Annotated in this window: 21 protein-coding genes and 2 tRNA genes; 17 read left to right on the plus strand and 6 right to left on the minus strand. The window is 71.1% G+C overall.

All coding sequences use genetic code 11. From position 1 onward, the window contains the following. The first annotated feature begins 105 nt into the window (after positions 1-105). From RNL97_RS22305 to RNL97_RS22325, 5 genes are all read left to right on the plus strand, one after another. Positions 106-2,325 carry an ATP-dependent DNA helicase UvrD2 gene (locus RNL97_RS22305; protein ID WP_030576762.1) on the plus strand — a complete coding sequence of 740 codons (2,220 nt, stop codon included), beginning with the start codon at positions 106-108 and terminating at the stop codon, positions 2,323-2,325. 176 nt (positions 2,326-2,501) lie between these two features. After that, positions 2,502-2,834 (plus strand): hypothetical protein, encoded by a 333-nt coding sequence (locus RNL97_RS22310; RefSeq protein ID WP_030576765.1) that lies wholly within the window; start codon positions 2,502-2,504, stop codon positions 2,832-2,834. 176 nt (positions 2,835-3,010) lie between these two features. Continuing rightward, complete coding sequence (locus tag RNL97_RS22315; RefSeq protein ID WP_006127424.1) at positions 3,011-3,379, plus strand: WhiB family transcriptional regulator; 369 nt, start codon at positions 3,011-3,013, stop codon at positions 3,377-3,379. Continuing rightward, a complete protein-coding gene (locus RNL97_RS22320; protein ID WP_179887298.1) occupies positions 3,376-3,735 on the plus strand; it encodes a hypothetical protein in 360 nt (119 codons plus the stop codon). The genes RNL97_RS22315 and RNL97_RS22320 overlap by 4 nt, the downstream gene beginning before the upstream one ends. Positions 3,736-3,836: 101 nt before the next feature. Further along, complete coding sequence (locus tag RNL97_RS22325) at positions 3,837-4,040, plus strand: hypothetical protein (protein WP_030576771.1); 204 nt, start codon at positions 3,837-3,839, stop codon at positions 4,038-4,040. 21 nt (positions 4,041-4,061) lie between these two features. Here the strand turns inward: RNL97_RS22325 and RNL97_RS22330 are convergent, their stop codons facing one another. Together RNL97_RS22330 and RNL97_RS22335 are read right to left on the minus strand one after the other, a co-directional pair. Next, a complete protein-coding gene (locus RNL97_RS22330) occupies positions 4,062-5,471 on the minus strand; it encodes an ABC1 kinase family protein (protein WP_243315067.1) in 1,410 nt (469 codons plus the stop codon). A 64-nt stretch (positions 5,472-5,535) separates the two neighbouring features. Then, positions 5,536-6,660: a ThiF family adenylyltransferase gene (locus RNL97_RS22335; protein ID WP_030576776.1), complete on the minus strand. Its 1,125-nt coding sequence runs from the start codon at positions 6,658-6,660 to the stop codon at positions 5,536-5,538. A 231-nt stretch (positions 6,661-6,891) separates the two neighbouring features. On the opposite strand from RNL97_RS22335, the gene RNL97_RS22340 reads away from it, so the two are divergent. The 4 genes from RNL97_RS22340 to RNL97_RS22355 all read left to right on the plus strand — a co-directional run bounded on the left by RNL97_RS22340 (position 6,892) and on the right by RNL97_RS22355 (position 10,717). Beyond that, complete coding sequence (locus tag RNL97_RS22340; RefSeq protein WP_030576779.1) at positions 6,892-7,503, plus strand: M48 metallopeptidase family protein; 612 nt, start codon at positions 6,892-6,894, stop codon at positions 7,501-7,503. A gap of 121 nt (positions 7,504-7,624) precedes the next feature. Then, entirely contained in the window at positions 7,625-9,250 is a 1,626-nt protein-coding gene (locus tag RNL97_RS22345; protein ID WP_243315069.1) for a TerD family protein, read from the plus strand. A gap of 11 nt (positions 9,251-9,261) precedes the next feature. Further along, positions 9,262-9,942, plus strand: coding sequence for an AIM24 family protein (locus RNL97_RS22350; protein ID WP_030576784.1), 681 nt, complete (start codon positions 9,262-9,264; stop codon positions 9,940-9,942). 19 nt (positions 9,943-9,961) lie between these two features. Then, positions 9,962-10,717 (plus strand): AIM24 family protein, encoded by a 756-nt coding sequence (locus RNL97_RS22355; protein ID WP_030576787.1) that lies wholly within the window; start codon positions 9,962-9,964, stop codon positions 10,715-10,717. A gap of 88 nt (positions 10,718-10,805) precedes the next feature. On the opposite strand, the gene RNL97_RS22360 is transcribed toward RNL97_RS22355, so the two are convergent. Continuing rightward, positions 10,806-11,354, minus strand: a complete 549-nt coding sequence (locus RNL97_RS22360) for an NUDIX hydrolase (RefSeq protein ID WP_030576789.1) — start codon at positions 11,352-11,354, stop codon at positions 10,806-10,808. Next, on the minus strand, positions 11,351-12,799 hold the full coding sequence (locus tag RNL97_RS22365; protein WP_243315071.1) for a zinc-dependent metalloprotease: 1,449 nt from the start codon (positions 12,797-12,799) through the stop codon (positions 11,351-11,353). The genes RNL97_RS22360 and RNL97_RS22365 overlap by 4 nt, the downstream gene beginning before the upstream one ends. A 190-nt stretch (positions 12,800-12,989) precedes the next feature. On the opposite strand from RNL97_RS22365, the gene RNL97_RS22370 reads away from it, so the two are divergent. From RNL97_RS22370 to RNL97_RS22385, 4 genes are all read left to right on the plus strand, one after another. Further along, on the plus strand, positions 12,990-14,141 hold the full coding sequence (locus tag RNL97_RS22370) for an SDR family oxidoreductase (protein ID WP_030576793.1): 1,152 nt from the start codon (positions 12,990-12,992) through the stop codon (positions 14,139-14,141). A gap of 109 nt (positions 14,142-14,250) precedes the next feature. Continuing rightward, positions 14,251-14,712: a molybdenum cofactor biosynthesis protein MoaE gene (locus RNL97_RS22375; protein ID WP_030576796.1), complete on the plus strand. Its 462-nt coding sequence runs from the start codon at positions 14,251-14,253 to the stop codon at positions 14,710-14,712. A 126-nt stretch (positions 14,713-14,838) separates the two neighbouring features. Beyond that, positions 14,839-15,009 carry a hypothetical protein gene (locus RNL97_RS22380; RefSeq protein ID WP_006127438.1) on the plus strand — a complete coding sequence of 57 codons (171 nt, stop codon included), beginning with the start codon at positions 14,839-14,841 and terminating at the stop codon, positions 15,007-15,009. Positions 15,010-15,111: 102 nt separating this feature from the next. Beyond that, entirely contained in the window at positions 15,112-16,227 is a 1,116-nt protein-coding gene (locus RNL97_RS22385; protein ID WP_243315073.1) for a YlbL family protein, read from the plus strand. Between the two features lie 84 nt (positions 16,228-16,311). Here RNL97_RS22385 and RNL97_RS22390 read toward each other — a convergent pair whose 3' ends face one another. After that, complete coding sequence (locus tag RNL97_RS22390) at positions 16,312-16,872, minus strand: PPA1309 family protein (protein ID WP_234313331.1); 561 nt, start codon at positions 16,870-16,872, stop codon at positions 16,312-16,314. A gap of 135 nt (positions 16,873-17,007) precedes the next feature. Between RNL97_RS22390 and RNL97_RS22395 the strand changes: the two genes are divergently transcribed. The 4 genes from RNL97_RS22395 (at position 17,008) to RNL97_RS22410 (ending at position 22,587) form a co-directional block, all read left to right on the plus strand. After that, positions 17,008-20,001 carry a UPF0182 family membrane protein gene (locus RNL97_RS22395; RefSeq protein WP_243316406.1) on the plus strand — a complete coding sequence of 998 codons (2,994 nt, stop codon included), beginning with the start codon at positions 17,008-17,010 and terminating at the stop codon, positions 19,999-20,001. Positions 20,002-20,043: 42 nt separating this feature from the next. Then, positions 20,044-20,117, plus strand: a tRNA-Met gene (locus tag RNL97_RS22400). A 225-nt stretch (positions 20,118-20,342) separates the two neighbouring features. Then, positions 20,343-22,418: a tetratricopeptide repeat protein gene (locus RNL97_RS22405; protein ID WP_243315074.1), complete on the plus strand. Its 2,076-nt coding sequence runs from the start codon at positions 20,343-20,345 to the stop codon at positions 22,416-22,418. Between the two features lie 95 nt (positions 22,419-22,513). Continuing rightward, positions 22,514-22,587 (plus strand) — tRNA-Met (locus tag RNL97_RS22410). 159 nt (positions 22,588-22,746) lie between these two features. On the opposite strand, the gene RNL97_RS22415 is transcribed toward RNL97_RS22410, so the two are convergent. Beyond that, positions 22,747-23,166, minus strand: a complete 420-nt coding sequence (locus tag RNL97_RS22415) for a Fur family transcriptional regulator (RefSeq protein ID WP_030576811.1) — start codon at positions 23,164-23,166, stop codon at positions 22,747-22,749. Positions 23,167-23,249: the final 83 nt, after the last annotated feature.

The raw sequence follows: 23,249 nt of genomic DNA on the forward strand, positions 1-23,249 counted from the left end.
ACCGGTTTCGCGGCGGGCTTCGCACCGCCCGCCCCGGTATGACGAACAGCCCACACCTGTGGACGACCGCCGCCTCCGCCCCCGGGGACCTGGCAGCATGGCGGGGTGACAGCAGCAACGCACTCCACCCTCTTCCCGCAGGTACCCGAGACCCCGGACGCCGTGCTCGACGGGCTCGACCCCGAGCAGCGCGAGGTGGCGCTCGCCCTGCACGGACCGGTGTGCGTGCTGGCCGGAGCCGGGACGGGCAAGACCCGCGCGATCACCCACCGCATCGCGTACGGCGTGCGGGCGGGCATCCTCCAGCCCGCCACGGTCCTCGCCGTCACGTTCACCAACCGGGCCGCCGGAGAGATGCGCGGCCGCCTCCGCCAGCTCGGCGCGACCGGCGTCCAGGCGCGGACCTTCCACTCCGCCGCGCTTCGGCAGCTCCAGTATTTCTGGCCGAAAGCAGTCGGTGGCGAGCTGCCCCGGCTGCTGGAGCGGAAGGTGCAGCTCGTCGCCGAGGCCGCCGCCCGCTGCGAGCTCCGGCTCGACCGCACCGAGCTGCGGGACGTCACCGGCGAGATCGAGTGGGCCAAGGTCACGCAGACCGTCCCCGCCGACTACGCGGCGGCCGTCGCCAAGGCCCAGCGGGACGCCCCCCGGGACCCGGCGGTCCTCTCCCAGATCTACTCCACGTACGAACAGCTCAAGCGCGACCGCTCGGTGATCGACTTCGAGGACGTGCTGCTGCTGATGGTCGGCATCCTCCAGGACCGGGGAGACATCGCCGACCACGTGCGCGGCCAGTACCAGCACTTCGTCGTCGACGAGTACCAGGACGTGAGCCCGCTCCAGCAGCGGCTGCTCGACCTCTGGGTCGGCGACCGGGACAATCTCTGCGTCGTCGGCGACGCCAGCCAGACGATCTACTCCTTCACCGGGGCCACCCCCGACCACCTGCTGAACTTCCGCACCCGACACCCCGGGGCGACCGTCGTCAAGCTGGTCCGGGACTACCGCTCCACCCCCCAGGTCGTCCGCCTCGCCAACGGCCTGCTGAGCCAGGCCCACGGCAAGGCCGCCGACCACCGCCTGGAGCTGGTCTCCCAGCGCGACAAGGGCCCCGAGCCGGTCTACACGGAGTACGGGGACGAGCCCAGCGAGGCCGAGTCCACCGCCCGGCGTATCCGCGACCTCATCGCCGGGGGCGTGCCGGCCGGCGAGATCGCCGTGCTCTACCGGGTCAACTCCCAGTCCGAAATCTACGAGCAGGCCCTCGCGGACGCCGGGGTGCCCTACCAGCTGCGCGGCGCCGAGCGGTTCTTCGAGCGGGCCGAGGTCCGGGAGGCGGGCGTCGCCCTGCGGGGCGCGGCCCGCGCCGGGCGCAACGACTCCCTCCTCGACGGGGCGGAGGACCTGGCCTCCCAGGTGCGGGCGGTGCTCTCCACCAAGGGCTGGACCACCCGCCCGCCCGCCGGATCGGGCTCCGCGCGCGACCGCTGGGAGTCGCTGGCCGCGCTGGTGCGCCTCGCCGAGGACTTCGAGACGGCGAAACCGGGGGCGACCCTGACCGACCTGGTCCGCGAGCTCGACGAACGGGCGGCCGCCCAGCACGCCCCGGCGGTCCAGGGGGTGACCCTGGCATCGCTGCACGCCGCGAAGGGCCTCGAATGGGACGCCGTCTTCCTGGTCGGCCTGACCGAGGGCATGATGCCGATCGCGTACGCCAAGACCGACGAGCAGGTCGAGGAGGAGCGCCGCCTGCTGTACGTCGGGATCACCCGCGCCCGGGTCCACCTCTCGCTCTCCTGGGCGCTGGCCCGGTCGCCGGGCGGCCGGGGAGGCCGCAAGCCGACCCGCTTCCTGAACGGGCTGCGGCCGGGCTCGACGGGGTCCGGTGCGCGGGGAGGCGTCGGCGGGGGCGGCGGGATCGACCGGGGTACCGGCCGGGCCGCGACCGCCGGGCGTGCCCCGGCCGTCGAACGCAAGCCCAGGAGCCCGGTGCGCTGCCGGGTCTGCGGCCGGACGCTCACCGACGCGGGCGAGATGAAGCTGATGCGCTGCGAGGAGTGTCCCTCGGACATGGACGAGGCGCTGTACGAGCGGCTCCACGCCTGGCGCGCCGGCCAGGCGGCCCTGCTCGGCCAGCCCGACTACTGCGTCTTCACCGAGAAGACCCTCATGGCGATCGCCGAGGCGGTGCCGTCCACCGAGGGCGAGCTGGTCGTCATCGCCGGTGTCGGCAACCGGAAGTTGAGCCGCTTCGGCACCGATGTTCTGGCCATCTGCGCAGGTGAGACGGTTGGTGACGGGCCCGAGGAGGGTGCCGGTGAGACCTGAGGAAAACTCGTCCAGAAAATGGTTTGCGCCCGCACCAGTCGTCACCATAGGTTCTTAACCACGGGAACAGCGACTTCTCTGAAGCCCTGGCTCCGTGCTGTACTTAGCTGTACTTATCCGAATACGCAGGATCGGCCCCGGCCGGTCCCATGAGACGCCGAGAGGAGGCGATTGAAGTGATCAGCATCATCGAAACCCAGAAAATGACCGATCTTTCGGTCGTCTCCGCCTGCTCGCTCGGCCTCACCCGCTCCGCGGCTGCCTCGCTCCACGCCACCGGTCTGTCCGGCATTTCTGCCGCCCGTCCGCTGTCCCCGGCGAGCCTCCCCGTGACGCGGGAGCGCAATGAGCGACCGATCGAGGCACCGGCGGCAGCAGTAGTGAAGGCAGCGCAGGCCCAGGCCTATGCCTTTGCGGCGGCCGGTGCCGGAGTCAAGACGCAGACGCAGATGAAGCACCACACGATGTGGGCCTTCCGTGGGCCTGAACCCTGGAGCGATCCAGCCTGATCCAGCATCAGGCCGGCGCCTTCAGGGCCGCGGAACCCCACTCGGGATCCGCGGCCCTTTTGTTTTGTCCGAACGGACGGAACGGAACGAAGGAGCCTCGGGACAAGCAGGACCTGGTACCAGAAGCCGCCAACCGGCCAACAGGCCGGCACGACCAGACGAGGACACCACCCACCGTGCACATCGAAACGCACGCCCCGTCAGTACCGCTCTCCACCCCGATCTCGCCGCCCGGCTCCACGGAGGACTCCACCTTGACCCCGCTCACCACGCTCACCGCGCTCGACGACGCCATCGAGAACCTCGGTGTGCCCGTCCCGTGCCGCTCCTACGACCCGGAGGTCTTCTTCGCCGAGTCGCCCGCCGACGTCGAGTACGCCAAGTCCCTCTGCCGCACCTGTCCGCTCGTCGAGGCCTGCCTCGCCGGTGCGAAGGACCGCCGCGAGCCGTGGGGTGTCTGGGGCGGCGAGCTCTTCGTCCAGGGCGTCGTCGTGGCCCGCAAGCGTCCGCGTGGCCGTCCGCGCAAGAACCCGGTCGCAGCGTGACCGCGACCTGTGGGGTCCCCGCCCCCACCCGCAGTCTGCGCCTCGGAACGATCGACCGCCCCTACACACATGACCCCCGGAACCAGGCACCGATGATCACCCCCACGAAGGAGCCCGTCGGCTCCGCCACCCCCGACGTCACCATCAGCGGCGCGAACGACTCGCGTCAGAACAGGACCCGCGAAATGCAACTCATCCCAGAAGCCCTGGCACGTGCGCATATGCACGACCGCCTGCGGGAGGCCCAGGAGGACCGCCAGTCGGCCCGCCTGCTCGCCGCCCGCCGGATGCAGCGCCGGGCGGAGCGTGCCTCGCTGCGCGCCCGCCGCGCGCTGGCCATGGCGGTCATGCACTGACCTGCGTAGCCCCATCACGCCCCGGGGGGCCGTCCGGACACGGACGGCCCCCCGGGGCGTTTGCGCTGTCGGCCGTCCGGCCCCGGGGATATCGTCAGGAGGTGGACGAGAAGACCGAGCCCCCCGAACAGACCGCCACGGGAAGCCTGGTGTGCGCCCGGTGCTACGCCACCGCCGAAGGCGACACCGTCCCCGTGACCTGGCTCAGCTCCGTGGAGGACGGACGCCGCCTCCACTTCTGCGAGAGCTGCGCCCGGCTCCACATCCGCGCGATCGAGAGCCGCCTCGACTCACTCTGGTGGTGACCACAGAGGTCCCCGGCCCGCCTACACCTGGACCGACTCCCCCTCCGGCTCGCCCTCCTCCGGTGCCTCGGCCGCCTCGGCGAGGAACCCCGGCAGCCACTCCTCCAGCTCTTCGCGCATCCTGACCGTCGCGCCGAGCTGGCACAGCACCCCGATCGTGCTGAGCGTCACCCGGTGTATGAGGACATAGGACGGGGGGAGGTTCAGCTGCCTGCCGAGCTGATGGGCGGGGGAGCGCGGGTCCGCCACCCGGGCCGCCTGGTCACGGATCCAGCCCCGGGTGAAGACGAACTCCTCCACCTGCGTGGGCTCGATCATCGGAAGCAGGTAGTCGAGGACCTCGTCCGGGTCCAGGTCGATCGACTCCTTCACGAAGTTCTCTTCGCACAGCAGCTCGTACACCCCGGCCGCGTCGCCCTCCGTCGCCATCCTCAAGGAGTCGCCGACGGTCTGCGGCAGCCCGCCCGGAAGCCGGTCGACCGTGCCGAAGTCCAGCACGCCCAGCCGCCACGAACCGGCCGGGGTGTCCTCCTCCGGATGCTCCGGGTCCTGGGCCGGGGGCAGCAGCCGGAAGTTCCCCGGATGCGGGTCGGCGTGCAGCAGGCCGGTGCGTGCCGGACCGGAGAAGAGGAAGCGGGCCAGCAGCTGCCCCGCGCGGTCCCGCTGCTGCGCCGTACCCTCCGCGATGACCTCGGACAGCGGGATCCCGTCGATCCACTCCGTCACCAGCACCTGGTCGGCCTGGTGCACCACCTGAGGGATCACCACATCCGGATCGTCCGCGAACTCCGCCGCGTGCTCCCGCTGCGCCTGCGCCTCCAGCTCGTAGTCCAGCTCCTCCGACACCCGGTCGCGCAGTTCCTTGATCAACGGCTTGATGTCCACCCCCGGGACCAGCGGACCGAGCAGCCGGGCGAAGCGGCTGAGCTGGGCGAGGTCGGAGAGCAACGCCTCGCCCGCCCCGGGATACTGCACCTTCACCGCGACGACGCGGCCGTCGTGCCACACCGCACGGTGCACCTGGCCGATCGAGGCGGCAGCCGCCGGCGTGTCCTCGAACTCCAGGAAATACTCCCGCCAGTCCTCCCCCATCCGCTCCGCGAGCACCCCGTGGACCGTGCGCGCGGGCAGCGGCGGCGCGGCCTCCTGGAGCTTGGTCAGCGCGGCCCGGTAGGGGCCGGCGATCTCTTCGGGAAGCGCCGATTCGAAGACCGAGAGGGCCTGGCCCAGCTTCATGGCCCCGCCCTTCAGCTCACCCAGGGTCTTGAACAGCTGATCCGCCGTGCGCTGCTGCACCTCGCGGGCGACCAGCTCGGCCGACTTTCCGCCGATCCGCTTGCCCAGACCCCAGGTGGCACGACCGGCGAAGCCGAGCGGAAGCGCGGCCAGCTTGGCCGTACGCGTAACCGCCTTCCGGGGAAGATCAGACATGTGCCCCTCCAGTTCCCAGACTGCCGTGCCGCTCGGGCCTCCGGTGTCACTCCGGCGCCGACGGTCACCCCGCCATTGTGTCCTGCGCCGGAACGCCACCGAAGACCCGTGCCCCTCCAGCGCCCCCGGCGGCCCCGCAGGAGCAGTCCGCATGTGGGCCGATCTGCTCGGAACGCCAGTCCAGCAGTGGTAGAGCGGCCTCCCAGCGGGTTCCGGTGCAGGCGGGAAGATCTCCGTCCAGGAACGCCAGGGCGTGCGCCGCTGCCAGACCGGCGACCGCCGTAGCGAGCCCCAGATCGCAGGCGGGCACCGCTCCCCGCCGCCCGGAACGCCACTGTGCCAGCATCCGGGGCCACTGCGGATCCCGGTCCGCACGGTGCAGCTCCAGGCACCCCGCGCAGCCGGTGCCCCCGGGCAGGACGAGCGGCCCGACCACCCCGGTGGCCTCGATCACTCCCGCATAGAGATGAGGAGTGCCCGACGCGATCCAGGGACCCGCGGTGTCCGCGACCGGTGCGTACACCGCGAGGCCGTCCCGGGGAGCGACCACGATCAGGGACAGGCCGGGCTCCTCGGTGCTCTCCGCCGGGCCGGTCCCGGGTGCCGAACGGCGGACGAGCCGGCGGGCCGCGACATCGCGCCGTTCCCCCACGGACGCCGGAGGGAGGCCCCCGGGCGCCACGTCCCAGGGCTCGGCCCGGCCCCCGTCGAGCACCTCCACATGCCCCACCCCCGCACCGGAGAGCACGGAGGCGATGGACGCCCCGACCCGGCCCGCACCCCGCACCTGGACCCGCATCGCCCGCCGGGCCTCCATCCGCCGCAGCCCGCCGCCCGGCTCGGGACGAACGACCGACAGCGAGGCCACGTCGGGGCGCTGGCGGTCCATCACCTCGGCACGTCGGCGCAGCACATCGGCTTGCGGACCCGCCGACCTCGGGTCGTCGAGGAGCCCGGCCTCCGTCAACCGGGCCAGGAGGACGTCCACATGATGTTCCGACAGCTCCAGTGCGCGCGCCTCTTCGTAGAGCAGCGGCAGTCCACGCGTGCCGTCGAGCAGTTCCAGGAAGCTCCCCGTGGCGATGTCCACCGGCCCGAGCGTCACGGCATGCGCGGGTGTCACGCCGAACTGCACGGTGTTCCGTCCGCGCCAGGCGCGACGCAGTGCGGGCTTCAGCATCGGATACATGACTTCCCCCCGAGAAATGCCGCGGGCACGGGTGCGCCCGCCGACCTGCTGATCCGCAGAGCTTCGGATCTTTCCGTTCTTTCCGCAGGACCACCGCCAGAATGCGGGTCCGCCGCGACCCGTGCGCGGAGTTGTCCACAGGCCCGGGCTGTTCATCGGATAATCCGGGGATTGCGGTCGAACTGTTCCCGGGGCGGGACTTCTCTCCCGGACAGCGGGTAACGTCGTGGCGTGCCCGCCGACCCCTCGTACGGCTCCGCCGGGGAGACCCCCGCGCGCAGCGCCGAAAGCCATCAGCGCAGCGCGGCAGCCCATCCGGCCCGCGCTTCGGCGACGAGCGCGGTCGAGGTGCGCCGGAGCACGCGACGCAGGAAGTCGGTCTCCGCCTACCGCGAGGGCGACCGTACGATCGTGCTCATCCCCGCCCGGATGTCGAAGGCGGAGGAGCGGCGCTGGGTGGGCGTGATGCTGGACAAGCTCGCCGCCCAGGAGAGCAAGCGGCACCTGGGCGACACCGAGCTCGCGGAGCGTGCCGCCCGGCTGTCCGCCCAGTATTTCGACGGTCGCGCCAGGCCCGCGTCGGTGCGCTGGGTGACCAACCAGAACACCCGCTGGGGCTCGTGCACCCCCGCCGAGGGCAGCATCAGACTCTCGCACCGGCTGCAGGGCATGCCGGAGTACGTCGTCGACTACGTACTCCTCCACGAGCTGGCGCACCTGCTCGTCCCCGGACACGGTCCGGGGTTCTGGCGGCTGCTGGAGGCGTATCCGCGCACCGAGCGAGCCCGGGGGTTCCTGGAGGGCGTGGTGGCGGCCGAGCGGCTGCCCGCCGACGACGAGTGATCCGGGGTCATTCGCGTTCGTCGATTCTGTACCGGGTGTGTACCGGCTTGGTCCGATGTCGTTGTTTGCGGTTAGCCTGACGCGACGCATTTACCTTCGGGATGGGGGACGGTCGTTACGCATGGCCAGGGAATTCCAACGCGGCCACAAGGCCAAGATCAGTGATCTCACGGCAGGGACGGATCTGTACGTGGGCGTGCAGATCGCAGCGCCGGGGCTGACCTTCGACATCAGCTGCTTCGGCCTCGACGCCAACGAGCAGCTCTCCGACGACCGGTACTTCATCTTCTTCAACCAGCCGAAGTCGCCCGAGGAGTCCATCCAGCTCCTGGGCGCGCAGTCCGGTGACACCGAGTCCTTCCGCGTCACGCTCGACCGCATCCCGGCAGCCATCCAGAAGCTCTCCTTCACCGCGACGCTCGACGGCGCCGGGCAGATGTCCCAGATCGGCCCGGGGTACATCCGGATCGTCGCGGGCGGCGAGGAAGTGGTGCGGTACTCCTTCACCGGATCGGAGTTCACCACCGAGCGCGCGGTGATGCTCGGCGACTTCTATCTGAAGGACGTCTGGCGTTTCGCCGCCGTCGGGCAGGGCTTCGACGGCGGTCTGGAAGCGCTCCTGAAGAACTTCGGCGGCGAGGTCGCCGAGGAAGAGGCGCCGCCCGCCCCGGCGGCAGCCGCCCCGGGCTTCGCCCCGCCGGCCCAGGCCGCCGCGCCCCCGGCCTTCGGCGCGCCTGCCGCCCCGTCCGCGCCCCCGGCCTTCGGCGCGCCTGCCGCCCCGTCCGCGCCCACGCCACCGCCCGCGCCGCAGCAGCCGGTGCACACGGCACCGACGATCGCCGCCCCGCTGGCACCTCAGGCCCCCGTGGCTCCGCAGGCGCCCCAGGCCCCGTCCCCGTACGGCCAACCCCAGCAGCCGCAGTTCGGCCAGGTCCCGGGCCAGGCCGCCCCGCCCGCCGCTCCCTTCGGCCAGCAGGCCCCCGCTCCCTATGGTCAGCCCGCGCCGGCCCCGTACGGTCAGCAGCTCCCCGGCTCCCTGCCCCCGGTCGCCCCGCAGGGCGTGCCCCAGGGTGTGCCGGCCACGGGCGCGGGTCTTCAGGCGGCCCTCCAGCCGTACAAGGAGACCGCGACCGGGCAGCGCTGGACCCCGCAGAACCAGCAGCTCATGCGGGTGGACCTGACCATGGGCGGAGCCGGGGTCCTGGCCCGCCAGGGCAGCATGGTGATGTATCAGGGCAAGGTGGACTTCGGCTACAAGAGCGCCGGATTCGTCGGCCGGGCCGTGGGCAACGCCACCGGCCAGGAGATGCAGCTGATGCGCTGTACCGGCCGCGGCCAGGTCTTCCTCGCCGAGGAGGGCTCGCACCTGCACCCGATCGAGCTGCAGGGCGACGGCATCTGCGTCTCCGCCGAGAACGTCCTCGCCTTCGACGAGTCCCTCCAGTACGAGGTGCGCAGGGTCGAGGGCCACGGCATCCCGGGCGGCGCGCTGTTCACCATGCTGTTCCAGGGCGCCGGCACCGTGATCGTGAAGACCCACGGCACCCCGGTCGTCCTGCCGGTCACGCCCACCACGTTCGCCGACTGCAACGCGGTCGTCGCCTGGTCGGCCGCCTCCCAGGTGATCGTCTCCAGCCAGGTCCGGCTGCGGCGCAACGCGTACCCGGGACACAGCGGCGAGACCGTGAACCTCCAGTTCCGGGGAGCTCCCGGCAACTTCATCGTCGTCCAGCCCTACGAGGTCTGAGGGAGCCCGTCATGAACCAGCAACTCGCGGGCTTCGCCCCGACCCCCGTCACGGCCCGGATGGAGAACCACGGCAGGACCATGCTCAAGGTCGCCATGGCCTCCGGGCAGGACCTCTTCGCACGCACCGGTTCGATGGTCGCGTACGAGGGCTTCATCCAGTACGAGCCCAACCCGCCCGCCGCGCGGCAGATCGCCTCCCAGTGGATCACCGGCGAGGGCGCACCCATCATGAAGTGCTCCGGCGACGGGCTGCTCTACCTCGCCGACTACGGCGCCGACGTGGTCGTCATCAACCTCGACAACGACTCCATCTCCGTCAACGGCACCAACCTCCTCGCCTTCGACGCCCATCTCACCTGGGGCGTCGAGAAGGTCAAGGGACTCGCCAAGTTCGCCGGTCAGGGCCTGTGGAACGTCGTCGTCCAGGGCACCGGATGGGTCGCCATCACCTCCCGGGGCACCCCGATCGTCGTCGACTGCGGACGCGGAGAGGACGAGACGTATGTCGACCCGGACGCACTCGTCGCCTGGTCCCCGAACCTCAAGGTGAAGGGCAAGCGCAGCTTCAAGGCGGGCTCGCTGATCGGGCGGGGCAGCGGCGAGGCGTACCAGATGGCCTTCTCCGGCCAGGGCATCGTCGTCGTCCAGCCGAGCGAGGACAGCACGGACCGCCTGCGGATCCGGAACTGACGGGGAGGGAGAACACATCATGCAGAGTCCGCTTTTCAGCTACACCGAGCAGCAGACCCAGGACCGGTACGCGATCCAGAACCCGCAGCTCCTGCGGGTCTCGCTGACCGGCCACGACGACATCCTCGCCCGCAAGGGCGCGATGGTCGCCTACCAGGGACTGATGGACTTCGACGGGGAATACCAGTCGCGGAGCCAGCGCAACGCCCGCGCACGCACCGGCGAGGGCCTCGACCTGATGCGCGTGTCCGGCCAGGGCACCGTCTACCTCGCCAACCTCGCGCAGTACATCCACGTCGTGGACGTCGACCGCGAGGGGATGACCGTGGACAGCTCCTACGTCCTCGCGCTCGACTCCTCGCTCCACACCGAGGTCATCGCGGTCGACAGCCAGTACGGCATCTCCGGCAGCGGCAAGTACCAGCTCAACATCTCCGGCTCGGGCAAGGTCGCCCTCATGACCTCGGGCCAGCCGCTGATGATGCAGGTCACGCCCGAGAAGTACGTCAACGTAGACGCGGACGCGATCGTCGCCTGGTCCAGTTCGCTGCGCGTGCAGATGCAGGCCCAGACGCACTCCTCCGGCGTCTTCAGGCGTCGTGGCACCACGGGGGAGGGCTGGGAGCTGAGCTTTCTCGGCCAGGGCTTCGCCCTGGTCCAGCCGAGCGAGGTCATGCCCCCGCAGAACGCCCAGATCGGCCAGGGCGCCCGTGCCCAGTTCGGCATGGGCCAGCAGGGCTCCCACGGCCAGAACCAGAACAACGCCTGGAACTGACCGGCACCGGGGCCGGTCCGGCGGAAGACAGCGGTAAGGGGCGGCCTTCGGGAGGCCGCCCCTTACGCATATCGCCTGCGGTCCGCCGCTACAGCCGGGCCCGCGTCGCCTCCAGCAACCGGACGACCGAGGCGTCGGCCACCCCGGGCACGTCCGCGTAGTCGAACCAGCGCAGCTCCAGGGACTCCTCGCTGATCCGCTCCGCCGCCCCGGCGGGGGCCAGCGCGGCGTACTGCACGTCGAGGTGCCGGTTGCAGGGGGACGGAATCGGGTGCCGGTCCAGCCGGACCGGTCCGCCGGGCAGCAGGGTGAGCCCCGCGATGCCGGACTCCTCCGTCGCCTCCCGGCGCGCCGCTGCCTCCAGGGTGGCGTCCTGCGGTTCGCAGTGGCCGCCCATCTGGAGCCACATCCCGAGCTTCCGGTGCAGGGTCAGCAGAACCTTGCCCCGCTCCGGATCGATCACCAGGGCGCTGGCCGTCAGATGCCCGGCCCCGCACGCCTTCCACATGCCGTCGTCGTGGCGTGCGAGATGGTCCAGGTAGGCCTGACGCAGCTCCGCCTGTTCACCGCGTGCGTCCTCGGGGCCCTCGGGGGCGTATCCCTTCAGTACGAGGGCGGCGTCGTCGCGCAGGGTCACTGGTCGCGGCCGTCCTTGCCGTCCTCGCCCTTGTCGTCGCCCTGGTCCTCGGCGTCGGACTCGGGGGCCTTCGGTTTGCCGGAGCCCTTCGCCGCCTCGCCGAGCATCTTGTCCAGCTCGGAGAAGTCGGCCTGCTCGTGGTGGACGAAGCCGTCCGGGTCGTCCAGGTCGTGGGCGGTCGGCAGCATGTCAGGGTGGGCCCAGAGCGCGTCCCGGCCCTCCAGACCCCGGGCGTCCGTGAGCGAGGCCCACAGGCGCGAGGCGTCCCGCAGCCGGCGCGGGCGCAGCTGGAGACCGATGAGCGTGGCGAACGTCTGCTCGGCCGGTCCACCGGAGGCGCGACGCCTGCGCATCGTCTCGCGCAGCGCGTCGGACGAGGTCAGCCGGGACTTCGCGGCCTCGTGGACCACCGCGTCCACCCAGCCCTCCACCAGGGCCAGAGCCGTCTCCAGACGGGCCAGGGACGCCTTCTGCCCGGGCGTGTCCTCCGGCTGGAACATGCCCTGCTGAAGGGCGTCCTGCAGCTGCTCCGGCTGCGAGGGGTCGAACTGGCCGACGACGTCCTCCAACTTGCTGGTGTCGACCTTGATGCCGCGCGCATACGCCTCGACGGCACCGAACAGATGCGACCGCAGCCACGGCACATGGGCGAAGAGCCGCTGGTGAGCGGCCTCGCGCAGGGCCAGATACAGCCGGACCTCGTCCTGCGGGACGCTGAGGTCCTTGCCGAACCGCTCCACGTTCAGCGGGAGGAGCGCGGCCTTGCCCGCAGGACCGAGCGGCAGCCCGATGTCGGTGGAACCGACCACCTCACCGGCCAGCGTGCCCACGGCCTGCCCGATCTGCTGGCCGAACATGGCGCCGCCCATCGACCGCATCATGCCGATCAGCGGGCCCGCCATGGCCTGCATCTCCTCGGGCAGCACGTCGCCCATGGCCAGGCCCACCCGCTCGGCCACCGGGTCGACCAGCTGCTGCCAGGCCGGCAGCGTCGCCTCGACCCACTCCGCGCGGCTCCACGCCACGGTGGAGACCGAACCGGAGGGCATCGACGTCACGCCGTCCAGCCAGAGGTCCGCCAGGCGCAGCGCCTCGTCGACCGACGTGCGTTCCGACGGGCCGACGCTGGCGTCCTTCGTGCCGTCCGGGGTGCCCTGCGACACCGTCTGCCGGGCGATCTGCTTGGCCATGTCCCAGTTCACGGGACCGCCCTCGTAGCTCAGCATCTGGCCGAGCTGCTGGAAGGCCGCACCGAGATCGTTCGGATTCATCGAGCCGAACATTGCGGCGAACGGGTTGTCCCCGCCCGCCCCCGGCCCGAAACCGAACGGGTTTCCCATCCCGCCCGCGCTCTGCCCACCCTCGGTGGGGTCCTTCTTCTTGCCCTCGTCGCCGTTCTCCGGCTCCTCCGGCGGAAGGCCGAATCCGAATGGGGTGTCACTCACGGGTTTCCTCGGCTCGTAGGGCCGCCGGCTCGAACCGACGGCGACTGCCCGACATCACCATCCAGCGTAGACACCACGCCCGCTTCGGGCCTCAGTGCTCCGCCGACTCCCGGCCTGCGGCAGGATGGACGCCACCTGGTACGTACGCGTCATTCGGGTACGTACTGAAGACAACCGCTGGAGACGCCCGGTGAGTTCCCCAGATCCGCAGGTTCGCGCAGCGCGAAACCTGACCGACCCCTCGCCCGAGAGCACACCCGAAGAGAAACGCCCCAGGTCCCCCGGAAGCCGGGGTCCCGTCGTCGCGGTGACCGGCGCCGCCACCGGCATCGGCGAACTGCTGACCGCCCACCTCGCCGCATCCGACGCTATCAAGCAGGTCATCGCGATCGACGAGCGGCGCGGTGAGGTCTCCGAGGCGACCTGGCACATCCTGGACGTACGCGATCCGGCGATCGCCGAGAAGCTGCGCGGCGCGGACGTCGTCGTGCACCTGGCCCTCGACCTCGACCTGGAGACCGACCCCGCCGCCCGCACCGCGTACAACGTACGCGGAACCCAGACGGTGCTCACCGCCGCAGCCGCTGTCGGGGTCCACCGGGTCGTGCTCTGCACCTCGGCGATGGTCTATGGGGCCCTTGCCGACAACGACGTTCCGCTCTCCGAGGACGCGGAGCTGCGCGCCACCGCCGAGGCCACCGGCGTCGGCGACCTCCTGGAGATCGAACGGCTCGGCCGCCGGGCCCCGCGCGCCCACCCCGGGCTCAACGTCACCGTCGTCCGCCCCACCGTCCTGGTCGGCGGCACCGACACCGCCCTGACCCGCTACTTCGAGTCCCCGCGTCTCCTGGTCGTCGCCGGATCCCGCCCCACCTGGCAGTTCTGCCACGTCGAGGACCTGGTGACGGCGCTGGAGTACGCCGCCCTGGAGAAGATCGACGGCGAGTTCGCGGTCGGCTGCGACGGCTGGCTGGAGCAGGAGGAGGTCGAGGAGCTCAGCGGCGTACGCCGGATGGAGCTGCCCTCCGCCGTAGCGCTGGGGGCCGCCGCCCGGCTGCACCGGATCGGCCTCACCCCGTCCCCGGCGGGCGACCTGGCGTACACGATGCACCCCTGGGTGGTCAGCGTCAGCCGGCTGCACGACGCGGGATGGCGGCCGAAGTGGACGAACGAGGAGGTGCTCGGCGCCCTCCTCGAAGAGGTCGAGGGACGCCACACGCTCGCCGGACGCCGCCTCGGCCGCAAGGACGCCACCGCCGCCGGAGCCGCCGGAGCCACGGTCGCCCTGCTCGGCGCCGCCGCCGTGGTCCGCCGCGCCCGCAAGGCCCGCCGCCGCATCTGACCGCCCACCGCGCGACCGCAGGCCCCTGTAGGAGGCTCCAAACCGGCCGGGCGGCCGCCGGTAGAACGGGCAATTCCGGGATGTCGGAGCCGTACGGCACGATGGGAGCATGGCACCCACCCACGACCACCCCGGCGAGTACGCGGCAACCGACCCCGTCCGGCTGCTGGCGATCAGGGACACCCCGCTCTCCGTCGACGAGGTCTTCCGCGCCGTCGGCGACGACGCGGCGGGCGGCATCGCGCTCTTCGTCGGCACCGTGCGCAACCACGACGCGGGACAGGACGTCGGCGCGCTCGGCTATTCCTGCCACCCCTCGGCCGAGGACGAGCTGCGCCGAGTGGCGGAGAAGGTCGTCGCCGACTTCCCGGTCCGTGCCCTGGCGGCCGTCCACCGAGTGGGTGAACTGGAGGTGGGTGACCTCGCCGTCGTCGTCGCGGTCGCGTGCCCGCACCGCGCCGAGGCGTTCGAGGCCTGCCGCAAGCTCATCGACGACCTCAAGCACGAGGTTCCGATCTGGAAGCACCAGCGTTTCTCGGACGGCACGGAGGAGTGGGTCGGAGCCTGCTGAGCGCAAACCGTACCGGGGCGCATCAGCCCCGATTTGCGTAACCGCACCCCCGCCATGAGCGTTGGTCTTCCGGATCGTTAATCTGCTGATCGGGCATCCGGTCACTCATGGGGTAGGGAGGTCGTGATGGCGGCACTGGCTTGGCTGTTGATTCCACTCATCGCTGCTGTCGGTGGTGCGATATGGGCGAGTTGGGCAGCCCGCAATCGCACGACCGGCGACGTCACCGAGCTTGCCGGCTACGCCAGGTTCCGTGACGCGATGGAGAAGTCGCACTCCGGTTCCGAGGCCCTCTGAGACCGACGCACGCCGCGTGACCGCCTTCCGCCGCGTTTCCGGTCTCCCCGTACGGACCGGCCCCGGCGGTGCACTGACAGGCCCTTCCCGTACTGTCGTTCCATGCCACGCCGCACCGCGACGATGCTCGCCTCCACCCTCGTCCTCATCGCGCTGCTCTGCGCAGGCGTGCTGATCAAAGTCCCGTATTCGGAGATGTCCCCCGGACCGACGGTCAACACGCTCGGCGAGGCGCGTGGCGAGCCCGTCCTGCAGATCTCCGGTCGCAAGACGTACCCGGCATCCGGGCACCTCAACATGACGACCGTCCGCGTCACCGGGGCGGACTACCGGATGAACATCTTCGAGGCCGTCTACGGCTGGCTGGCCCACGACAGTGTCGTGGTGCCGCACGACACGCTCTACCCGGACGGCAAGACCGAGGAGGAGTCCACCCAGGAGAACGCCGAGGAGTTCAGCCAGTCCCAGGAGAGCGCCAAGGTGGCCGCTCTGAAGGAACTGGACATCCCGGTCTCCACGCAGGTCGTGGTCTCCACGGTGGTCAAGGGCAGCCCCTCCGAGGGCAAGCTGCACGCGGGCGATGTGATCAAGGCCGTCGACGGCACGGAGGTCGAGGAGCCCGACGACGTGGCGAAGCTCGTCACCGAACACCGCCCCGGTGAGAACGTCACCTTCACCATCGTCCCCGCGCAGGACGCCGCCGCGGCCGAGAAGGCGGGCCGTGAGCCCGAGGGCGGCGAGAAGATCACGATCCGGACCGTGAAGGCTCCCCCCGCCGAGGGCGGCGGCGAGGAGGGCGGCAAGGACCGGGCGATCGTCGGGATCAGGGCCGGGACGGACCACACGTTCCCGTTCGAGATCGACATCAAGCTCGCGGACGTCGGTGGACCGAGCGCCGGGCTGATGTTCTCCCTCGGCATCATCGACAAGCTCACCCCGGGCGATCTGACCGGCGGCAAGTTCGTCGCGGGCACCGGCACCATCGACCAGGCGGGGACCGTCGGGCCGATCGGCGGCATCACCATGAAGCTGGTCGGCGCCCGCGAAGCCGGCGCACGCTACTTCCTCACGCCCGACGACAACTGCGCCTCGGCCGCCGCCGACACACCGGACGGGCTCACCCTCGTACGGGTCAAGACCATCGAGGACGCCACGAAGTCGCTGGAGCAGATCAAGGCGGGGAAGACGGCGGGCCTGCCGAGCTGCTCGACCGGCTGACGGACGCACGGCCCGGCCGGTGTACGGGTCCGGCCGACGACCGCGCCGCCCGGGACCGTACGACGGCCCCGGGCAGCGGCCGGATCAGGACTCGAACGTCGCCGCGAGCGCCTCGGCGAGGCCGGGCACCAGGCCCGCGCCGGTCAGCACCTCGGTCGGAGAGTCCTTCTCCCGCAGCCGTACGGCGGACTCGCGCGCCCCGTCCCGCAGGACGGCCACGGTCATCCGCACCTCCTGGCGGTCGGGGTGCTTGGCCACCCACGCGGTCAGCTGCTTGTCGCTGAGCTTCTCCGGTACGGACGCCTCGGCGGACGGCGGCAGCATCAGCCGCTCCACCGTCATGGCGCAGCCGACCACGGCGTCGGGCCAGGCGATCGTGGCGAGGAACTCGTCGAGCGCGGTGCCCGGCGGCAGCTCGTCCTGCTCGATCGGGGTGAGCGCGGCGACGGAGGAACTGGGGTTCTCCAGGCCCAGCTGAGCGGCGAGGCCGGGCTCCTGGGTCCGCAGCCGGTCGGTGTCGACCAGGGCGAACAGCCGGGCGGGCTGGTCCCAGCCGAGGTTGGAGGCATAGGCGTCGATTTCGAGGACGGCGACGGTCAGCGGACTCGCGGCCATCGGGGGTCCTGCGGGGGAAACGTTGGGCATGGGCAATATCCTGCCTCCTTCCGCCCCGGGAACGGGAACTAGGTAAAGCCTCAGTAAGTTGCATAGGTGGGCTCTAGGATCGCTGGGCCTGTTCACACGACCGCGAACTTCGAGGTGCGCACGTTGGCTTTCCAGATGCCGGACCGCGGCGGAGGCCCGACCGGGCCACGGATCAGAGTCGGCCGCCCGTCACGGCGCGCCCGTACCCTGCTCATGACTTTGGGTGTCCTGGCGGTTCTCGCCATGGCCTTCGTCATGTTCGCGGGGTTCTGGACGGACTGGCTCTGGTACAGGTCGGTCGCGTATTCATCCGTCTTCACCACCACCCTGTGGACCAAGATCGGGCTGTTCCTCGTCTTCGGACTGCTGATGGCGCTCGCCATCGGCGTGAACATCTGGCTCGCGCACCGGCTCCGGCCGCCGCTGAGCGCGATGTCGTTGGAGCAGCAGAGCCTGGACCGCTACCGCATGAGCATCGCCCCCTACAAGAAGTGGGTGCTGCTCGCCGTCACGGCGCTCGTCGGACTGATCGCCGGCGCCTCCGCCTCCGGCCAGTGGCGCACGTGGCTGATGTATGTCAACGGCGTGCCGTTCGGGCAGAAGGACCCCCAGTTCCAGCTGGACGTCGCCTTCTTCGCCTTCGACCTGCCGTGGTACCGCTTCATGCTGGGCTTCGGCTTCGCGGCGACCGTGCTCTCGCTGATCGCCGCCGCGCTGACCCACTATCTGTACGGCGGGCTGCGCGTCACCAGCCCCGGCGCCCGGGCCACCGGGGCGGCCACCGGCCACCTCTCGGTCATCCTCGGCATCTTCGTCTCCCTGAAGGCCGTGGCGTACTGGCTCGACCGGTACGGGCTGGCGGTGAAGTCCAGTGACTTCAAGGCCACCGACAACTGGACGGGCCTGCGGTACGTCGACGCCAACGCCTACCTCCCGGCGAAGACCATCCTGTTCTGCATCGCCGCGATCTGCGCGGTGCTGTTCTTCGCGACGCTGTGGCGCCGCACCTGGCAGCTCCCGGTCATCGGCTTCGGTCTGATGGTGCTCTCGGCGATCCTGATCGGCGGGCTCTACCCGGCGATCGTGCAGAAGTTCCAGGTCCAGCCGAACGAGCAGGCCAAGGAAGCCGAGTTCATCCAGAAGAACATCAATGCCACACGCGACGCGTACGACATCGATGACGCCAAGGTGGACGACTACGACGGTCAGGCGACCACGGAGGACGACACCAAGCTGCGGGCCGCGGCCAACACCGCCGCCAGCTACCGCGTGATGGACCCCAACGTCGTCTCCCCGGCCTTCCAGCAGCTCCAGCAGCGGAGGAACTACTACCAGTTCCCGAGGACGCTCGACGTCGACCGCTACAAGGACAAGGACGGCAAGGAGCAGGACACGGTCATCGGTCTGCGTGAGCTGAACATCCAGGGCCTGCCCAAGCGGAACTGGATCAACGACCACTTCACGTACACCCACGGCTACGGCGCCATTGCCGCCCGCGGCACCACCACCGGCACCAACCCGACGGGGTCCCCGGACTTCACGGAGTCGGGTCTGCCCTCCACCGGTGAGTTCGGGAAGTACGAGCAGCGGATCTACTACGGCGAGAAGACCGAGCAGTACTCCATCGTCGGCGGGCCCCAGAAGGAGCTCGACTACGAGGAGGACGGCGAGAAGACCACCAGCTACGAGGGCGACAGCGGGGTCAGTCTCTCCAACTCCTTCAACCGTGCCGCGTACGCGGTCGCCTTCAGCGAGCCGCAGATCATGTATTCGGGAGCCATCGGTGACGGCTCGCGGATCCTGTACAACCGCACGCCCAAGGAGCGCGTCGAGGCGGTCGCCCCGTGGCTGACCATCGACGGCGACGCCTACCCGGCGGTCGTCGACGGCCGGATCAAGTGGATCGTCGACGCGTACACCACGACCAACGGCTATCCGTACGCGTCCCGGACGACGCTCGGCGACACCACGGCCGACTCGCTGACCACCAACCAGCGCGCGGTCGTCGCCCAGCAGAACCAGGTCAACTACATCCGCAACTCGGTGAAGGCCACCGTCGACGCGTACGACGGCAAGGTCAAGCTCTACGAGTGGGACACCGAGGACCCCGTCCTCAAGACCTGGCGCAAGGCGTTCCCGGGCACGGTCGAGCCGCGCGGTGACATCCCGCAGGAGCTCATGGACCACCTGCGGTATCCGCAGGACCTCTTCAAGGTCCAGCGCGAGCTGCTGACCCGCTACCACGTTGAGGACCCCGCGCAGTTCTACAGCGGCTCCGACGCGTGGCAGGTGCCGGACGACCCGACGAACAAGGAACCGGGCTCCGTTCCGCCGTACTACCTGAGCATGAAGATGCCGGGCCAGGACGAGCAGCAGTTCTCGCTGACGACCACGTTCACGCCGAGAGGGCGCCCCAACCTGGGGGCCTTCATGGCGGTGAACGCGGACGCGGCCAGCAAGGACTACGGCACCATGCGGCTGCTGCGGGTCACCTCAACGGTGAAGGGCCCGGGCCAGGTACAGAGTGAGCTCAACGGCAACGACGACGTCGCCGAGTTCGTGAGGAACCTCAAGGGCACCGACTCGGACATCGAGTACGGAAACCTGCTGACGGTCCCGCTGGAGGGCGGCTTCCTGTACATCGAGCCGGTCTACACGCGCGGTGGCAACCAGAACTACCCGCTGCTGCGCAAGGTGGCCGCCTCGTACGGTTCGAAGATCGTCTTCGAGAACAGCCTCGGTGAGGCGCTCAACGCGGTCTTCGGGGTCGAGGACGACGGGTCCACGACGCCACCGGACGCCCAGGATCCGCCGGGTGAGACCGACGATCCTCCGGCCACCGGCAGCGCCGCCCTCAAGAAGGCCATCGCGGACGCCCAGAAGGCGTACTCCGACGGCGAGAAGGCGCTGCAGGAGCAGGACTGGCCGGCGTACGGCAAGGCCCAGGAGGCTCTCCAGGACGCCCTGGAACGAGCCGCCGCCGCGCAGCCCAAGGCGGGCAGCGAGGGGGACAAGGCCGACAGCGCCGAGAAGCCGGAGGGCGGCGCCAAGCCTGAAGGCGACGCCAAGCCGGAGGCCGACGCGAAGCCGGACAGTTCGGCCGAGCAGGCCTCCGACCAGGGCAGCTGAGCAGAGCCCGCCCCGCGTCGTGGTACGGTTTCACCACAACGACGCGGGGTGGAGCAGCTCGGTAGCTCGCTGGGCTCATAACCCAGAGGTCGCAGGTTCAAATCCTGTCCCCGCTACTGAAAGACGAAGGCCCGGATTCCCTTGGGATCCGGGCCTTCGTCGTGTTCGTTGTGTGTGCGAGCCGTGTCGGTCCCAGGCTGGGGGCGTGAAGTGCGGTTCGCTGGGCAGCAGTTGCCTCCAGGCGTGTTTGACTTGTCTCCCTGTGGGCATGTCGACAAAACGCTGTAGTGACCTCGCTGGCCGCGTATACCAGGTGTGCGCGGATTACAGGTGGTGCGACGATGGTATTTATGGGGGACAGGGCAACTCTGTTGGAGACAGGGCGGTTTGTGCAGCAGCGCGGCCAAGATGCTGAAAGCGCGGTAGACGCGGCTTTCGCCGCTGCCATCGCCGGGGCGGGCGCACCGGTCCAGCGGACCGGTGCCACCGACGCGAGCGCTGCCGTCGCAGCCCCGCCCGACGAGGACACCACGGACGCGGTCGACGCCGCGGACAGTGCCGAGAGCGAGGCGCGCCACCGCCGTGCCGCAGACGCGGGGGACACCGCGTCCATGAGCATCCTGGGCGCGCTGCTGCTGCGCCGCGGGGAGCTGGACGGTGCCGAGCGGTACCTGCGCGCCGCCACCGCCGACGGGGACCGCGCCGCCGCGAACAACCTGGGCGTCCTGCTGCACCAGCGCGGCTACCCGGACGAGGCCGCCGGCTGGTGGCGCATTGCCGCCGTGGCCGGTTCCGCCGCCGCCGCCCACGCGCTCGGCCGGCACTTCCGCGAGCGTGGCGACGAGCCCGGCGCGGAGTACTGGCTGCGCCAGTCCGCCGAGCAGGGCCACGCGCTGGGCGCGTACGCGCTGGCGGACCTCCTGGAGCACCGCAGCGACGTCGGCGCCGAGCGCTGGCTGCGCGTCGCTGCCGAACAGGGCCACCGCGAGGCCGCCTACCGGCTTGCCCGCACCCTGGAGCGGAAGGCCGTCGAGGACCCGCACGACGCCTTCGGCCTGGGCCGGAGCGCCGCTTCCGGCGGGACCGGCACGGGTCTCGGCCTCCCCGGCGCCACGCCCGCGTCCGCACGGAACGCCCGGGCGAAGGGCCCCGCAGGGGACAAGGGCGGGCCCGACGGCGACAGCCCCGTGGCGGGCCCCGCCGCAGGCCGGGTCGGCGAGGCCGAGCAGTGGTACCGCCAGGCCGCCGCCCGGGGCCACCGCCGCGCCGCCCTGCACCTGGGCGCGATCCTGGAGCAGCGTGGCGAGCTCAAGGAGGCCGGCCGCTGGTACCTCACCTCCGCCAAGGACGGTGAGCCCCGCGCCGCCTGCGCCCTGGGCTTCCTGCTGCGCGACGCGGGCGACGAGGAGAGCGCCGCCGTGTGGTGGCTGCGCGCCGCCCAGGACGGCGACGGCAACGCCGCCAACGCGCTCGGCGCGCTGCACGCCGCACGCGGAGAGCAGCAGACCGCCGAGCGCTGGTACCGGGCCGCCATGGACGCCGGTGACGTCAACGGGGCGTACAACCTCGGGCTGCTCTGCGCCGCCCAGGACCGCACCTCGCAGGCCGAGCAGTGGTACCGCCGCGCCGCGTACGCCGGACACCGGGAGGCCGCCAACGCGCTCGCCGTGCTCCTCCTCCAGGCGGGCGACCACGCGGGCGCCGAGCCCTGGTTCTCCAAGGCGGCCGAGGCGGGCAGCGTCGACGCGGCCTTCAACCTCGGCATCCTGCACGCCGGGCGCGACGAGGACCGTACGGCGTTGGGCTGGTACGAGCGCGCCGCGGCGGCCGGGCACACCGACGCCGCCCTCCAGGTCGCCATGGCGCTGCTGCGCGACGGCGACGACCAGGAGGCCGAGCGGCACCTGCGCTGCGCCGCGGGCGGCGGCAGCGCCGAGGCCGCGTTCCGGCTGGCCGGGGTGCTGGACGCGCGCCAGCCGCCGCCGGGCCCGCCCGCGCTGGGCGAGCCGATGCCGGAGAAGACGGAGTGCGAGGAGTGGTACGAGCGGGCCGCCCAGCAGGGCCACCGCCGCGCCCAGGTCCGGGTCGGCATGCTCGCCGCCGCCCGCGGGGACGTGGAGAGCGCCGCCCACTGGTACCGGGAGGCCGCCGAGGCGGGCAGCCGCAACGGGGCCTTCAACCTCGGGCTGCTCCTGGCCCGCGAGGGCAGCGAGCGCGAGGCCGCCCTGTGGTGGACCCGTGCGGCCGGCGCCGGACACGGTCGGGCCGCGCTGCGTCTGGCGCTCCTCGCCGCCCGCCGGGGCGAGCTCACCGAGGGGCAGCGCTGGTGCGCGCGGGCCGTGGAGCTGGGCCCGGCCGAGGTGGCCGAGCGGGCTGCGCGGCTGCGCGAGGCGCTGCACCAGGAGCTGACCGCGTGACGCCCTGACCGCCCGGCGCCGGGACCCCGGCCTCCCCGGGGCGCGTGAATGAATTTGCGCTGCCCGACCCGCTGACGTAATGTTGCATTCAACGACGCGGGGTGGAGCAGCTCGGTAGCTCGCTGGGCTCATAACCCAGAGGTCGCAGGTTCAAATCCTGTCCCCGCTACTGAAGACGAAGGCCCGGATCTCATCGAGATCCGGGCCTTCGTCATGTCCGGCGGCCGGGCGAAACATGTCCGGCGCCCATGAAGCGTGTCCGTCGGCCACGAAAGCCGGGCCCGCCTGGCGAACAGGCGGGCCCGGAATCAATCGGCAAGCGGTCGGCTCACTCGGTGGCGGTGCAGTTCGGGCAGAGGCCGCGGTACGTCACTTCGACGCCGGAGACCATGAAGCCGTAGCGCTCGTCCGCCGGCAGGTCCGCCAGCGGGTTGCCCGCCGGGTGCACGTCCCGGATAGCGCCGCACCGCGCGCACACCAGGTGGTGGTGGGGGCGGTGCGCGTTCGGGTCGTAGCGCTTGGCCCGGCGGTCGGTGGAGACCTCCAGCACCTCACCGAGGGACACCATCTCGCCGAGGGTGTTGTAGACGGTGGCGCGCGAGATCTCGGGCAGCCGGGACACGGCCCTCGCGTGGACCTCGTCCGCCGTCAGGTGCACGTGGTCCCCGTCGAGGACCTCGGCCACGACACGCCGCTGGGCCGTCATGCGCCAGCCGCGTCCGCGAAGTCGTTCCAGCAGGTCACTCATGGAGCCCAGCCTAACAGTGGGGGGATCGAGTCCCGATCGGGTGTGACTTTGGATGTTCACTTGACTTGGACAATGTCCATTGT

Source organism: Streptomyces parvus, from assembly GCF_032121415.1.
Lineage (GTDB): Bacteria > Actinomycetota > Actinomycetes > Streptomycetales > Streptomycetaceae > Streptomyces > Streptomyces globisporus_A.

Coding starts and splice junctions, on each gene's coding strand:
- RNL97_RS22330 (WP_243315067.1), bottom strand. CDS start 5,471: ATGTCTGATCTTCCCCGGAAGGCGGTTACGCGTACGGCCAAGCTGGCC.
- RNL97_RS22335 (WP_030576776.1), bottom strand. CDS start 6,660: ATGTATCCGATGCTGAAGCCCGCACTGCGTCGCGCCTGGCGCGGACGG.
- RNL97_RS22345 (WP_243315069.1), top strand. CDS start 7,625: ATGGCCAGGGAATTCCAACGCGGCCACAAGGCCAAGATCAGTGATCTC.
- RNL97_RS22350 (WP_030576784.1), top strand. CDS start 9,262: ATGAACCAGCAACTCGCGGGCTTCGCCCCGACCCCCGTCACGGCCCGG.
- RNL97_RS22355 (WP_030576787.1), top strand. CDS start 9,962: ATGCAGAGTCCGCTTTTCAGCTACACCGAGCAGCAGACCCAGGACCGG.
- RNL97_RS22375 (WP_030576796.1), top strand. CDS start 14,251: ATGGCACCCACCCACGACCACCCCGGCGAGTACGCGGCAACCGACCCC.
- RNL97_RS22380 (WP_006127438.1), top strand. CDS start 14,839: ATGGCGGCACTGGCTTGGCTGTTGATTCCACTCATCGCTGCTGTCGGT.
- RNL97_RS22385 (WP_243315073.1), top strand. CDS start 15,112: ATGCCACGCCGCACCGCGACGATGCTCGCCTCCACCCTCGTCCTCATC.
- RNL97_RS22390 (WP_234313331.1), bottom strand. CDS start 16,872: ATGCCCAACGTTTCCCCCGCAGGACCCCCGATGGCCGCGAGTCCGCTG.
- RNL97_RS22395 (WP_243316406.1), top strand. CDS start 17,008: ATGCCGGACCGCGGCGGAGGCCCGACCGGGCCACGGATCAGAGTCGGC.
- RNL97_RS22405 (WP_243315074.1), top strand. CDS start 20,343: ATGGTATTTATGGGGGACAGGGCAACTCTGTTGGAGACAGGGCGGTTT.
- RNL97_RS22415 (WP_030576811.1), bottom strand. CDS start 23,166: ATGAGTGACCTGCTGGAACGACTTCGCGGACGCGGCTGGCGCATGACG.